Annotated in this window: 11 protein-coding genes; 5 read left to right on the top strand and 6 right to left on the bottom strand. The window is 41.4% G+C overall.

Features of this window, described 5'->3' with window-relative positions:
• Nucleotides 1–36: 36 nt before the first annotated feature.
• Nucleotides 37–318: a transposase gene (locus HWQ44_RS05845; protein WP_292716127.1), complete on the bottom strand. Its 282-nt coding sequence runs from the start codon at nt 316–318 to the stop codon at nt 37–39.
• Between the two features lie 111 nt (nt 319–429).
• Between HWQ44_RS05845 and HWQ44_RS05840 the strand changes: the two genes are divergently transcribed.
• Both HWQ44_RS05840 and HWQ44_RS05835 read left to right on the top strand, forming a co-directional pair.
• Entirely contained in the window at nt 430–2610 is a 2181-nt protein-coding gene (locus tag HWQ44_RS05840; RefSeq protein WP_292716124.1) for a CHAT domain-containing protein, read from the top strand.
• A gap of 15 nt (nt 2611–2625) precedes the next feature.
• The gene (locus HWQ44_RS05835) at nt 2626–4278 is read left to right on the top strand and encodes a hypothetical protein (RefSeq protein ID WP_292716121.1); all 1653 of its coding nucleotides are present in this window, start codon (nt 2626–2628) and stop codon (nt 4276–4278) included.
• Between the two features lie 33 nt (nt 4279–4311).
• Here HWQ44_RS05835 and HWQ44_RS05830 read toward each other — a convergent pair whose 3' ends face one another.
• The 3 genes from HWQ44_RS05830 to HWQ44_RS05820 are packed head-to-tail and all read right to left on the bottom strand — an operon-like array spanning nt 4312 to nt 8360.
• On the bottom strand, nt 4312–5010 hold the full coding sequence (locus HWQ44_RS05830) for a hypothetical protein (protein ID WP_292716118.1): 699 nt from the start codon (nt 5008–5010) through the stop codon (nt 4312–4314).
• Between the two features lie 50 nt (nt 5011–5060).
• Nucleotides 5061–8087 carry an SUMF1/EgtB/PvdO family nonheme iron enzyme gene (locus tag HWQ44_RS05825; protein WP_292716115.1) on the bottom strand — a complete coding sequence of 1009 codons (3027 nt, stop codon included), beginning with the start codon at nt 8085–8087 and terminating at the stop codon, nt 5061–5063.
• A gap of 48 nt (nt 8088–8135) precedes the next feature.
• Nucleotides 8136–8360, bottom strand: coding sequence for a hypothetical protein (locus tag HWQ44_RS05820; RefSeq protein ID WP_292716113.1), 225 nt, complete (start codon nt 8358–8360; stop codon nt 8136–8138).
• A 395-nt stretch (nt 8361–8755) separates the two neighbouring features.
• On the opposite strand from HWQ44_RS05820, the gene HWQ44_RS05815 reads away from it, so the two are divergent.
• Both HWQ44_RS05815 and HWQ44_RS05810 read left to right on the top strand, forming a co-directional pair.
• A complete protein-coding gene (locus HWQ44_RS05815) occupies nt 8756–10240 on the top strand; it encodes a CIA30 family protein (RefSeq protein WP_292716110.1) in 1485 nt (494 codons plus the stop codon).
• A gap of 301 nt (nt 10241–10541) precedes the next feature.
• Nucleotides 10542–10889 (top strand): hypothetical protein, encoded by a 348-nt coding sequence (locus HWQ44_RS05810; protein ID WP_292716109.1) that lies wholly within the window; start codon nt 10542–10544, stop codon nt 10887–10889.
• Between the two features lie 64 nt (nt 10890–10953).
• Here HWQ44_RS05810 and HWQ44_RS05805 read toward each other — a convergent pair whose 3' ends face one another.
• On the bottom strand, nt 10954–11169 hold the full coding sequence (locus HWQ44_RS05805; RefSeq protein WP_292716107.1) for a hypothetical protein: 216 nt from the start codon (nt 11167–11169) through the stop codon (nt 10954–10956).
• A gap of 216 nt (nt 11170–11385) precedes the next feature.
• On the opposite strand from HWQ44_RS05805, the gene HWQ44_RS05800 reads away from it, so the two are divergent.
• Nucleotides 11386–12906, top strand: a complete 1521-nt coding sequence (locus HWQ44_RS05800; RefSeq protein ID WP_292716105.1) for a PLP-dependent aminotransferase family protein — start codon at nt 11386–11388, stop codon at nt 12904–12906.
• A gap of 106 nt (nt 12907–13012) precedes the next feature.
• Here the strand turns inward: HWQ44_RS05800 and HWQ44_RS05795 are convergent, their stop codons facing one another.
• Complete coding sequence (locus tag HWQ44_RS05795) at nt 13013–13873, bottom strand: tetratricopeptide repeat protein (RefSeq protein WP_292716129.1); 861 nt, start codon at nt 13871–13873, stop codon at nt 13013–13015.
• Nucleotides 13874–13890: the final 17 nt, after the last annotated feature.

Below are 13890 nucleotides of genomic sequence, written 5' to 3'. Positions count from 1 at the left end.
ACTATATTATCAAACCCAAAGTAGTCACTTAATTGTTCAAGTTATTTTTACATAACTCCTACCTGTGAATGCAAAGCACACATCATCTGCTCTAGCACTCCATCTGAACGCCACTGCTTGTAATGCCAAAATACCGTCGAGTAGGGCGCCAAGTATGAAGGGTAGGTCACACCAATTACAGCCGTTCTTAAGTTGATAAAAGATGCCATCTAAGATTTGTCGTTTTGTCCAACGAGGTGGTCTGGTTTGTTTCTTCTGCGGAAGTAATGGCTCAATGAGTTTCCACTCTTTGTCGGTTAAGCTGCTGGAGTATGCCATTTATTCCTGATCTTAGCTCGTTATCAGAGATCTCAAATGGGTTCTATAAGTGCTTCTCTTCTCATAGCTAAAAATTTTAACCGTATAAAGTATTACAAGCAACCTACTTCAATGAATTCTTCCGTTACCAAAACTCTACTAGCTCTGTTACTGGCGCTGAAAAAACTGGAAATTCCTTTGAGCGAAGATGAACAAGCACTTCTGCAAGATGTAGGACAGCAACTAGCTCTCGATCCTGATTACTGGGAGTTTATTGAACCAGAATTAATTACTATAATTCAGGCAAATTCCACTTTACATCAGCTTTTTGAAGCAGTAAAAGTCAAATTAGACACTTTAGACGGTCGAATCCCTAGAGAATTGTTACCAAGCCTAGCTTACTTAGAGAAAGAACTATTCGGAGAGACAAAAGAAATTACCACCTTTGACGGTCAAATCAAAGGTGAACCCAACAATCAACCAAACCCGGTAATTAGCCTTACCAGTTCCATCCTGCGTCTTTCCAACCAAGACCACACTGTTAAGCAGCTACCTTTTATACAAGAAATCTCCGACTATGTAGAAAACTATCGTTACTTTAATACTTACTTTGCAAATCCTGATGAGCGCACAACTGTTCCACCCAGCGAACCCTTAATTCACGGACAGACTTATTTATTGCTTGTAGACATCAGCCCAGAACGAAAAGGAATAGAGAGTAAGCCGACTCCATTTCCAGATCAAGCCTTGGCTCAGGTGTGGAATGACTCGGAATCCCTACCTCTAGATTTAGTGGTGGCTTCTAAGGAATTTAACATAGATGCAACAGTCAAAAAGCTAACCCTACCCCGCAGTGGTGCATCAGATATTGTACAGTTCACCGTTAAACCTAACTTATTTGAAGGTCGAGGCTACATTCAGGTGGACTTGTTATATCGCGGATATCTGCTTCAGTCAAAGCAACTTGCAGTCCTCATCATCCCCGTAGCCGGGGCAGAAATCCCAGAGTCACTGCGCCCACCTCAAACCGCTACCATTACCTTTACTACCACTGACTTGCTGACTCATGACAAGCTAACACTGCTTCCTGAGCGATTCTTAACTGTAGATGTACAAGTTGATACACGCGATGGTAGCACTGATCTGCGCTTTCTGGACAGGACACAGGGCAATCAAGAACTAGTATCTTATAGTACAAATTTACAATCTGGGTTAGGAAATGCGATCGCCAGAGTGCGGCAAAAATTACACTCAATGGCGGCGACAAAAGAGGGTTATCAGTTTAAAACCCAAGGCGATATGAAGCTGCTAAATACTTGGCTACCTCAGTTAGCCGATGCTGGACGATATTTATATCGCTCATTACTCCCCGAAAACAAAGGTCGAACGTTAGGTGAAGACAGTGGCGAAAAATTACGCGCCGCCTTAAAACCTGATAGCGTCATCCAAGTTAACCCGATTAACCCAATTTTAGGATTGGGAAAAGCAACAATCCCTTGGGCGTTGCTATATGAGCGTAAGGTAATGACCAGTAAAGAAGTTCATGTCTGCGAAGAATTTCTCAATCACGACATCGACTGTACTGACTGTCCTTTTAAGGATAATTACAAGGTTGTTTGCCCCCATGCTTTTTGGGGCTACCGCTATGCTATTGAGCAACTTCCAGCTTGGACAAGTGGCGAACTTTCTCAAACGCCTAGCCTTGTATGGCAAATTGCCAATAATCAACCTTTGTATATCAATTTCAACGTCTGGCGAGATTTTAGGTTTTGGAAAAACCACCTGCCTAAAATTGAACAACTTGGTTACGTGAAAATGCTAGTAGCTGAAGAAATCATGGAACTAGAGAATATTTGGGCAACTTACAGTTCTGATTTAGATATTGTGTACTTTTATTGTCACGGCGGTATAGATGAAACTGAACAACTGCCTTACTTGCAACTGAGCGATGACAAAATTTCCAGTAATTTTCTCGAAGCCTGCGAGGTAAACTGGCAGCATCGCCCTTTAGTCTTACTCAACGGCTGCGCTACTGGGGATTATGGGCCGGAGAGTTACATCAGCTTAATTGATGACTTTCGTGCAGCTGGTGCTAGTGGCGTAATTGGTACGGAATGCCCTGTACCAGAATTATTTGCAGAACTCTATGCCATTATCTTGCTGAAGCGAGTATTTCGCGGAGAACCTTTAGGACGAGCTATGCTGACAGTGCGGCGAGAAATGCTTCAGCAGAACCTCAATCCTTTGGGTTTAGTGTATTCATTGTATGCTCCTTATGAGATTGCTTTAGCTCGTGCGCTTGCCCATAATTAACTGCTTGACCTACTCATGAAATGCTGGATTACTGCTGCACTCCTGATTTTACTCGTTTGCCCTGCTCCTGCTGTTGCTCAAACTAATGTCAAAATTGAAGTTGATGCCAAAGACAAGCCGTTAGAAGTTAAAGGTTGGCTTGGGGAAGAGAATGCCTTAATTAGCAACATCCGATTAACAGCCTCTGGAGGGAATATAACAGCTTGGACATTCCTACCCTCAGACTTGAAGCGAACCGAAGGTGATGAAGTAATTGGTCGCCAGCAGGTAGAGTTAATTGGAGAACGCAAGCTAGAAGCGGGTTTACCAAAAGATTTTCAGGTGAAGTTGAATGGTGTAAAGTTACCAGGAACTTATCAAGGACAGATTGAAATACTTTTACCTAGTCAAAAGCGATCTGAGGCTTTGGTGATTCCTTTAACAGTGAAAGCAAAAGCTAGACCTGCATTAGTACCTGTAAAAGATTCAGAACAAGTTCAGTTGCAATTAGTCCGATGCAGTTGGGATTGTGGTTTAGCTGATCTATTACTCCCCGCCAGTGCTGTCCAAAATCAACGGCTAATTTATTTAGATAACCCCAATCAAGCAACTGTGCTTCTTACCAGTGCTGAAGTAATTTTACAAGGGAAGCAAACTAACTATCAAATTACTAAAACCGAGGTAGACCCCCCGCTAAGTCCGCAAACTTTAGCTGCTAATAAAATTATTAGCTTGCCTTTAAAGTGGGAGCGATCGCAAATACCCCCCGACCGATATACGGGGGCAGTTTACTTGACAATGGAAGGTCGAGAGGGGAGACTGTCGATTCCAGTGGATTTAAGTATGCGTATTGGCCCAGCAATACCAATTTTAGTTTTATTGGTGGGTATCGTTCTGGGCAGATTGTTCAAATATATGCAAGATAAGGGGATTCCCCAATCGGATGCTTTGGCGAAAGTCTACGAAGTAGAGAACATGATTGATAAAGTTGACGAAAAAGACCAAGAAATTCTGAGTCCAATGGTTAATAAAGTCCGCAGTTCTGTTACTCAAATGGATTTAGAAACAGTGAACGCAGATTTAGCCAAGATTAAAGAGCGTCTTAATTGCTTAACTAGCCTCCGAAAAATCGAACAGCAGTTAGAAGGTATGGAACAAGACCCTGCTGTGGGTGGTGAAAACGGGCTATTAGCCAAAATTACGGAAACTCGTAATTGCATTAAATTTGAGAGCGATGATAAAGCTAAAGAATTGCTGCAACAAATACAGCAGAGTATTATCAACCTCAGCAATGGCATGATGGGAGGAGATAAAAAACCCGATCCTAGTTTGACAGCAGCTGCAAATGAAGCTGCTGTGGCCATAATATCTGCTGAACGTGCTACACAGGTGCAGAAAACTAAATCAGCTAGGTTTGCGTGGTTACGCCAACTTTTGATAGCGATCGCAGGAGTATCTAACGAATTGCGAGCAGAAACAACACTCTGGATTGTGCGACCACTGTTATCTTTAACGTTGTTAGTAGGATTATCGTTAGTAGGGATACGCGCATTATATGTAGAAAAGGGTATGACTTTTGGTGCTGACCCCTTTTCTAATTATTTGGAATTGATACTTTGGGGATTGAGTGCAGATGTCGCTAGTCGTAGCTTGAGTAATTTGGCAGGGGGAGAGATTCAGGACAAGTAATTTAACTTGTTATTGAAACGAAATCAATCCATTTTAAGTAACCACCCAATTTCCTGTAATACTATAATTAGTACCGGGTTCGCCCTGTACCATAAGTTTAAAATACTTATTTTGATTTACTCTATAGATTAGATTTTCAGAACTGTTAGATGAAACTGTAATTTTTCTAACGTAGTCCCCCCAATTACCCTGTCCTGTTGTTGATTGATACAAGAAGAAAGTAGCATTCCCTCTTTGGACAGTAATAATAGCTTCTACCTTAGTAAGTGGGCTTGTTTTATAAACTTCTCTTGATAAAGTTGTTATAGGTATAGGTTGTAAGGTATCATCATTTATTGATCTCCACATTATACTGGGTAATCGATTTTCAAATGCAAATTTTAGTTTGCTTCCTGGATTTATATTGTCTAGAAGAAGGGAGTCTACAAAAATTTCTAAAGGTTGAATTATATCTTCTATATTTTCTGCTTCCGCAGAAATGCCAGGTTCAGAATTTAAAACTGGCCGATTGTCAGCTTCGGGTATCAAACTGGCAACTGTATCTGATTCTAAGATTTCATCTGTGGATATATTTAAGGATATCAATAAATTTTTAGTCCGTTCCTCTATTTCATTTTTGCTACTACCATAAGCTTTAACAAAAACCTTATAGCCTTGATTATTATCATATATGGCAGTACTCTCATAACGAGTAATAGGCTTTGAAAATTCTAATTTTTTAAGCTCGGACACCTTGCTTTTCCTCCTGATATTTTTAGTCTATTAATAAACCGGATATGATATTACTTGGCACAACGTATTCCTGTATCTGGATTATGAAAGGAGCTAGGAGTCTCCAAACGTTGAGTTACTCGGTCAATTTGTGACATCCATCCTCCTCCCCTAGTAATTAGAGACAAGTTTGATGGAATAGGCTGTTTTGAATCTTTCCAAACCAATGCCAAATTGTAGTTTTTATAGGATGGCTGATAATAGGATGCAGTCCATTCCCAAACATTACCAATTAAGTTATAAACTTCTCCTTCATTAGTTCTCCCTTGTTTATAAGCATTTATAACTTCAATACCTTTTTTGGATTTTCCAGAAATATTAGCAAAATTAGCTACTGGAGTTTTGTCACCCCATGGCCATAGTTCTCCTTTAGAACCGCGTGTAGCCCTTTCCCATTCAAGTTCTGTAGGTAATCGCATACCTAGCCACTCACAGTAAGTAGCTGCATGAAAAGCCGTCACTTCTACTACTGGATATTGATCAAATTTGTGATCATTTAATTGACTGGGATTAACTGGTTTATCACAATGTCCAGCTTGTACGCAAAAGCGATAAAGATGATTAGAAACCTCAAACTTTTGGATTTGAAAATCTGAAAGATGAAAAAAGCTTTTGGGTTTTTCGTTACTATAAGCATTGGAATCGTCTGTGCCGATAATAGCGTCGCCACCAGAAATAGATACCATCTCAGTTTGCCTAATCAGAATCTGCCGCAATCCTTCTCGGTAGACGAATGAGCCAATAGTACCCATAGCGATCGCACCGAGTACAAAAGCCAGCCATTGCCAACCGCGTCGTGCTTGTTTTTCTCTTTGTAATTCTTGCTGTTGTGCAAGTCGCTCTCGTTCTAATTCTTCCTTTTCTAGTCGCTCCAGTTCAGTAGCAATGCGATCGCGCTCTTTCTGACTAGCCTCTATTAACTCATAACTCAAACCTGACGGTGGTACAATATCAACTTGCTCTTGCAAAAACTTCTCGGCTTCTGCCAATCTCAACCCCGTGATCAAGTAATCAACAGACTTACCTTTATCTGCCCATTCTTCAGCTGCCGCATGAATTCTGCGCTCAGTTCTAATCGCCTCCCGATTATTATCCAGCAACTCTTGCAACCTTGACCAATGGCGAATCAAGGCTTCATGAGACACATCTACTACCGCCACCTTTTCTTCACCTCTGCGTTGTTCGCTAGTGACGATTAACTTCGCTAGTGCCAGCTTTTGAATTACTTGCTTTACCAACTGTGCAGATTTACCCAAAGAAACTAAATCTCGCTGCGGAACTTGCTTGCGTGTGTCTGGTGTACCTTCCCCTAACTGAGTCAAATTAATAAAAATCAAGTCCGTTACCCGTTGTTCTTCAGCCGAAAGTTCCTTGTAAGTTTGTTCTGCCAAATTTTCTAGAGTTTTTCGCACCCCGCCTAATTGGTGATAACTATCTAGCTTCAACCAATTCAGTTTCTGTCGTTGCCAAAGCTGCTCTAAAGTATATGACAACAAAGGCAACATTCCCGGTTCAGGTTCTTGTGTAGGTTGTCCTACCTCAACTCCCAAGTCTTTGAGAATAGCATTGATTAAATTTTCTTCCACCTTCCGTCCTAGTTTTGCTGCCGGTTCTCGGATTGCTTGCTGCAACTCTTCTAAAGACATGGGAGTTACCATCACCAGATTAGTTTGAATCAAATCAGTTAGCTCATGATATGCAGCACACTTACCTAAGAAATCATCACGCATAGCAAATATTATGCAGAGTTTATCTCCTGTTTGTTTGAGCGCACCCAATAAACTAGAAATAAACTGCTGTTGATCGCTGTGACTCTGACAAACGGTAAAAATCTCTTCAAACTGATCCACAATTAGTAGGGTGCGAGGCGATCGCGATGCTCTAATTAATCGTGCTAGCCCTGTTTCTCCTTGTGCGATCGCCTCATCTGCCACTTTTAGCTGTTCTGCACGCTGCATATCTGTGGCTAACTCATCCAGAAATGCTGTTGCCAAACTCACCAGAGGTCGCTCTCCTGGGTTAAAAATCCTAATTTTCCATTCCTCTGTCCCTGGTAATCTGCGCTGTTGCTGTAACTGGTAAATCAACCCCGCCCGCAGTAAGGAAGATTTACCACTCCCCGATACGCCCAGTACTGCCAAAAAATTTCCTTTACCCACCTGAACGTGCTGAATCAGCTTTTGGGTCAATACTTTCCGCCCATAAAAATAGGTAGCATCTTCAACATCAAAGAAGCGTAACCCTTTGTAAGGACAAACTCCATCTGGGATGTGGATGAGAACGTCTTCCCGTTCACCAGTGAGCATAATTTCCCGGTTGGGGTTATACCAAATCGGCTGCTGGGGAACATCCTTGAGGGTTTGGGCAATATACTCAATTAATTTGTCATTGTTGACCAAACCATCTGGCTGTTGTCTGGGATCAAGTCCTTCCCAAAGTGCTTGGGAAAATACCCCATGCTTTCCCTGAATATCTTCCTCAGCAGGTTCAAATTCTCTTGATGCAGCAATTAAAAACCGCGTCTGTTCTTGAAGCGATGTCCCCAAATCTGCTTCTACAAAATTGAATAGTTCTCCACTGTAGCAGCAGTCCAGCCAGACGATTTGCTGCTTGACGGGACTTTTTTGCAACAGTTCTCGCAACCATCGTAGGGAAATACCCCACTGATTCTTTCGGGGATCAGCATCACTGGCAGCCAAAAAACCTTCAGTTACCCCACCGCGATTTTTGCGTAAACCATGACCGATAAAATATAACAGCGCTGTTTCTGGAATATTTTCGCCTACTGGGTTGAATAACTGGATGATCGCATCTTCTAAAGTCTCAGATTTGACCAAACCATCAGATGTGACTCGACGCTGTTCACCCTGAATCGTTTCTGGCAGTCGCCGCACGCGAAAATCACCATATTCTTCTAAACGTTGCGCGATCGCTTCGGCATCGTTAGCAGGGGTAAAAATATGTTTCGCTTTACTTGTTGGAGTATCTTTTAAGAAAGGATACTGATTAATTCCCACTACCAACGCATCTCGATTCATTACCTTGGGACTTATTTTTTGGTCAATATAATTGTTTTATAGCGAATTTCAAAAATTCTCAATATCTTCTGCTTCCACACTACCAGAACCTTCCCCAAACAGCCAGTCGCTATCACTATCAGCATTACTTTCGCCATCCACCTGAAGATTTAAGGAAGGTATTAGCTGTTCAATTTGGCTTTCAAGGCGGGAGATTGCCAACGTCAAATAAGCAAGTTGCTCCCTATCCTTCTTAATTTCATTTGAAATACCCACCCGCAATTGATTTAACATTGAATTGTTTTTGCTGGCTAGCTTAAGAACTCAACTCGATGATCTTTGCGATCGCACCAGTAATAAATCGAGACCCAACAAATTAAACTTGCCGCGCTACTACACAAGTTAAGGTTTTTATAGCAAACACCAAGCGTATTGGAGTACGGGCGATCGCAGCAGCAGTTTCTAAAGCCATTAGCTATCGCTGAAGTCTATGGGCACTGTGCTTCAGAACAATTAGAATTATTACCATCTACATCAGCAAAAACAGGTATGTGGATACTAAATTTGGCTGAGTAGTCAAAGCAAATAACACCAACAGGGTACTTAATCAAGTACAAAATAGATAATACTTTAACCACCTCCTCATCGGCTGATTGGGCTAGACTTAAGAAAGTTATGAGGACGCAAATGTGACTGACAAAAATCGTTCTCAATGGGATTTAGGCAGGTTTATCGAAACCCTGACTTACTTTGAGGTAATTCCTTTCCTTAACTGGGTACAGCAGTTAATCCAAGGTCGTCCTAAGGATAATCAAGATAGACCCAATGGAGGAAGAAACGTGGGTGTAATATTAGTAGCAGGTGCAACAGGTGGTGTAGGTAAACGAGTGGTGCAGCGATCGCTCGCTCAAGGTTATAAAGTTCGCGCCCTAGTTCGAGACATTGACAAAGCGCGGTCAATTCTTGGTAATGATATAGATTTAGTAGTTGCGGATATTACTCAACCAGAAACTTTAACTCCTTTGGTCATGGCTGATACCCAAGCTGTAGTTTGTTGTACAGCAGTGCGCGTCCAACCAGTTGAAGGAGATACAGCAGATAGAGCCAAATATTATCAAGGTGTTAAATTTTACCAACCAGAAATTGTTGGCGACACTCCAGAAAATGTGGAATATCAAGGTGTCAAAAACTTAGTCCAAGCAGCAGCAAAATATTTACCCCAAGCAAACGAAAAACTCATATTTGATTTCACCAAGCCATCAGCAGAATTAAAGGATAACTGGGGAGCGTTGGATGATGTCGTCATGGGTGGCGTGAGTGCCAGTAATATCCAATTAGTAGAAAATACAGCTTTATTTGCTGGCAATGTCTCTACTGCTAACTCTGGCGGATTTGCTTCTGTCAGAACTAAGAATTTTGATCCACCGTTCAATTTGTCTGGTTATACAGGTGTGAAATTGCGCGTCAAAGGTGATGGTCAGCGTTATAAAATCTTTCTGCGAACAGATACAAAATGGGATGGTATTGGCTATAGCTATTCTTTTGATACCGTAGCTAATACCTGGATAGATGTTCACATTCCCTTTGCAGATTTGATTCCCGTATTTCGGGCAAAAATTGTCAATGATGCGCCGCCAATTGAGGAAAGTAGAATTTGCTCATTCCAACTGATGTTAAGCAAATTTGAATACGATGGCGCTTTAAATCCCAAGTTTTCTGCTGGTGGTTTTGCTTTGCAGTTGGAATCAATTAAAGCTGATGGCGGGACGACTTTACCACAATTTATCCTCGTCAGTTCAGCAGGTGTAACTCGCCCTGGACGCCCTGGTATTAATTTAGATGAAGAACCGCCAGCAGTGAAATTAAATGATCAATTGGGAGGAATTTTAACTTGGAAGTTGAAGGGAGAAGATAGTTTAAGAGAAAGCGGAATTCCTTATACGATTATTAGACCTTGTGCTTTAACCGAGGAAGCAGGTGGTAAGGAATTAATATTTGAACAAGGTGACAATATTAGAGGCAAAATCAGCCGTGAGGATGTGGCAGAACTTTGTGTGCAAGCTCTAAAACTAGCGAAAGCTTGTAATGTCACGTTTGAGGTAAAACAGGGAAATAATACTGTTAACTCTACCGATTGGCAGAGGCTATTTTATAACTTAGTAAAGGATAAATAAGCGAAGTGTCTACGGGAGCATTCCAATGCAAGCAAAAATGAATGCCTAACGACTAGAAGTCGCGGCTATACCAACAAAGTCTGTCTAGGCAGCCTATCTATTGTATTAGTCTGCGGACTGCTTCTCTACGGGAGGCTATGCGTAGCTTACCTAAGAGAAGGGGTATGCAAAAACCGCAGGCTAGACAGACGGAAAGTTTGTGAGTCAGCGACTTCCAGTCTCAGGGGCGTTTTGCTTATACTCTGTAGCCATACCAATAAAGCCTGTCTAAACAGACTGTTGTAAGAGTTTAGCTATTGACATGAAAAAAATCAAAGTGCTAATACTTGCCGGGATTTTAGTAACCATTATCTGGGCTGGGTTATTTCCAAAGACTGCCTCATCACAGCAAGTGGAGTCCCGCATCAACAACCTAGAAGCGGACTTTAATCGTGTGGAGTCGCGGTTAAATCAAATAGAGTCTCAACTAGGTCAAACCTCTCAGTCTCCATCCCCAAAAACAACACTTACCCCACAACAGGCAAATGGTTCCAGAGGGAACTTATCACAGCAAGATCGGATGTTTGATCGGCTTGCAACTTTGGTGGTTGAATTGAAGCAACAAGTCAACAAATTAGACGAGCGAGTTGCTAAATTAGAACCACACTGAATATTTCAATTGTCTAGAATACAAGTCTTTGGTAGGGACACTACTATTTGATGGATAATAAATGCTATCTGTAGTAACACTTATCAATCCAAATTCGCATTTCTTCTTCAGAACCAAAACAAGCAGAACGTCCTGTGATTGGATCGTAGGCGTGCCAACAAGAAATGTGACCATGCCAGTCTAATTCCTGCCAAACTTGTAAGTCAGCACCACTAGTCATCCAAATGACAAAATGTTGCCAATATTTTCGTATATTTAACAAAAAATTATATTTATTCATATTGAAAGCACCTGATGTACAGTGAACTATTACTTTTACTTTCACGTAAGAATTTTCAACTGAGAAGGTACAGTTTTAGCAGATTTTATCTAGTACAGTTCAACGTCATTCCAACTGGTATAGTCAAAAAACTCTCAACTGTACTAGGTAAACTTGGTAAGAATAGTTTATATTGCCAGTATTGATGATTTTTTAGTCATTAACGAGTGCGCCAAAATGAAAATTTTATTAGAACGGCAATCACACAAACCGATTTATTTGCAGATCCGCGATCGCATTAGTCGGCTAATTAAATCTGGCGCACTTAAAAATGGCGATCGCCTCCCTTCTATCCGCTCTCTGGCAGAGAGTTTACAAGTTAATAAACTCACGATTATTGAAGCATATAACGTTTTAGAAGCTGATGGGATTGTTTCTGCTCGTCAAGGTTCAGGATATTTTGTCAGCAGCGTTTCTCTCAAGAGTGCCAACTTAGAATCTAAATTTGCCCCAGCCCAAAATGTGATCATTACAAAACCAGGGAAGTGTTCTTTTTATGAGATGTATACTCCACTGGTGCAAGCACAAACTGAGCCAGGAATAATTAATTTTGGTTACGGTTATCCTCGTCCACCAAAAGATATCAACCTCATTGCCAGACGAGCGCTAAGACAAGATGATACTGATATCTTTTTTCCCCATGAGATGCCTCAAGGACAAGTAACTCTGTGCAGACAAATTGCCCAGATGCTAGTACATCAAGGATTAGAGGTTTTTCCAGAGGATTTAATTATTACTAATGGCTCTCAGCAAGGGTTGTCATTAGCGATGAATTATTATGTACAACCTGGTGATTGGGTAATTGTCGAAGCTCCCACCTATTATGGTGCAATTTCTATTTTAGAAAACTTAGGAGCCAAGATTATTGGTATTCCCATGACTGCGGAGGGAATGAATTTAGATTTATTAGAGCAATATCTACATAGTCACCGCCCGAAATTAATTTATACGATTAGTACTTTTCACAATCCAACCGGATTGACGACAACACAAGCTCATCGTCAGCAATTATTAGCATTAGCCGAAAAATATGAATGTCCGATTTTAGAAGATAATGCTTATGAAGGAATAAATTTTGATGCAGTACCAGCGCCAATTAAAGCTTTAGATAAAAATAATTTGGTGACTTATTTAAGCACCTTTTCTAAAACTTTAATGCCTGGTTTACGAGTGGGCTATATGGTAGTGACAGGTAAGCATTATCAAGCAATTATTGAGCGGAAGTTGCTCCATGACTTGCACACATCCAGTATTTCGCAAACAATAGTTAGCGAATATCTCGCTTCAGGACATTATCGCCGTCACCTCAGCCGACTTCGCACAGATAATCTGCAAAGTCGTAATACTATGCTGCAAGCTTTGGAGCGTTATTTTCCTGAAGAAATCCGGTGGACAGTTCCCACGGGTGGATTATTTCTCTGGGTACAGTTACCCGATGATATTCCGATTGGGACAATTCGTAAGGAAGCCTTTGCACAAAATGTTTACCTGGCGTGTGGTTCGGCATTTTTCCCCGATAAGCAGGGTTATCCAGCGATGCGTCTGACTTTCTGTCTCTCACCAGAGGAGATTGAGCAAGGTATCTCGATTGTGGGTAAGTTGCTGAAAAAGTATATTTCCAAAGGATGTGTAGATACAGAGCGGCTTGTCGTTAAACATCGCGTATCTAATTATCAACCGCTTGTTCACAGTTTGTAGGTCAATACGGTTCAGTTAAGGGTTAATTATAGAAAATTGTGGGTTTTCGAGACGCGATAAATCGCCGTCTCTACAAGTATTTTGGTTTTCTATGAACTGTATTGGGCTAGGTTTCGTTATCTGAACGCAGTAATCTATTAGCCTGTGAGATTGAAATTAATGAACTTGGCATCATTGGGATTAATCTTGCTCCCACTCTCGCTTGATTTTCTCCAAATCCTTCGCCGCGCCCAATTGCTGAAATATTTGATGCGCTGTGTTGTAATGCTGTTGGGCAAGTTCTGTGTTTACCGCGTTTACGCTCAAGCCGTGCTAAATCGTAGTTAATCTCTGCCAGAAGGTGAATCATCCCTAATTCTTGGGCTATTACTAAAGCTTGTTTAGAAAACTGTTCTGCTGCTTCGAGATTACCACGATCGGATTCATTTTCTCCTAAACCACTATAAGACTGAGCCATGTTAGAGCGATCGCCTAATTCTGTCTGCAATTCCAAAGATTGTTGATACAGGATTTTGGCTGCATCCCAATTACCACGACGGTACTCTATGTATCCCAACTGTTCCCAAATATTCACCATGCCAGAGCGATCGCCTAATTCTGTTTTAACTTCTAAAGATTGCTGATATAGGGTTTCGGCAGCATCCCAGTTGCCGCGACATTGCTCAATATATCCCAACGATACCCAATTAGAAGCTATACCAGAGCGATCGCCTAATTCTGTCATCACTTCCAAAGATTGCCGATACAAAGTTTCGGCAGCATCCCAGTTGCCACGATTGCGCTCTATATCTCCCAATATTCCCCAACTAGTAGCCATACCAGAGCGATCGCGTAATTCTGTTCTCACCGTCAGAGATTGTTGATACAGGGTTTCGGCTGCATCCCAGTTGCCGCGATCGCGCTCTACATCTCCCAACAATCCATTGCAAGATGCAATACTCCTTTTACTTTCTTGCTTTTGTGCAATGGCTAAAGCATTCTCAA

Origin of the sequence: Nostoc sp. JL34 (assembly GCF_017114945.1) — a bacterium.
Lineage (GTDB): Bacteria > Cyanobacteriota > Cyanobacteriia > Cyanobacteriales > Nostocaceae > Nostoc.
This window is presented reverse-complemented; position numbering and strand designations above follow the sequence as displayed.

Bases quoted from the DNA above. Each gene is read 5' to 3' on its own strand.
- HWQ44_RS05845 (WP_292716127.1), bottom strand. From the start codon at position 318: ATGGCATACTCCAGCAGCTTAACCGACAAAGAGTGGAAACTCATTGAG.
- HWQ44_RS05840 (WP_292716124.1), top strand. From the start codon at position 430: ATGAATTCTTCCGTTACCAAAACTCTACTAGCTCTGTTACTGGCGCTG.
- HWQ44_RS05835 (WP_292716121.1), top strand. From the start codon at position 2,626: ATGAAATGCTGGATTACTGCTGCACTCCTGATTTTACTCGTTTGCCCT.
- HWQ44_RS05825 (WP_292716115.1), bottom strand. From the start codon at position 8,087: ATGAATCGAGATGCGTTGGTAGTGGGAATTAATCAGTATCCTTTCTTA.
- HWQ44_RS05820 (WP_292716113.1), bottom strand. From the start codon at position 8,360: ATGTTAAATCAATTGCGGGTGGGTATTTCAAATGAAATTAAGAAGGAT.
- HWQ44_RS05810 (WP_292716109.1), top strand. From the start codon at position 10,542: ATGAAAAAAATCAAAGTGCTAATACTTGCCGGGATTTTAGTAACCATT.
- HWQ44_RS05805 (WP_292716107.1), bottom strand. From the start codon at position 11,169: ATGAATAAATATAATTTTTTGTTAAATATACGAAAATATTGGCAACAT.
- HWQ44_RS05800 (WP_292716105.1), top strand. From the start codon at position 11,386: ATGAAAATTTTATTAGAACGGCAATCACACAAACCGATTTATTTGCAG.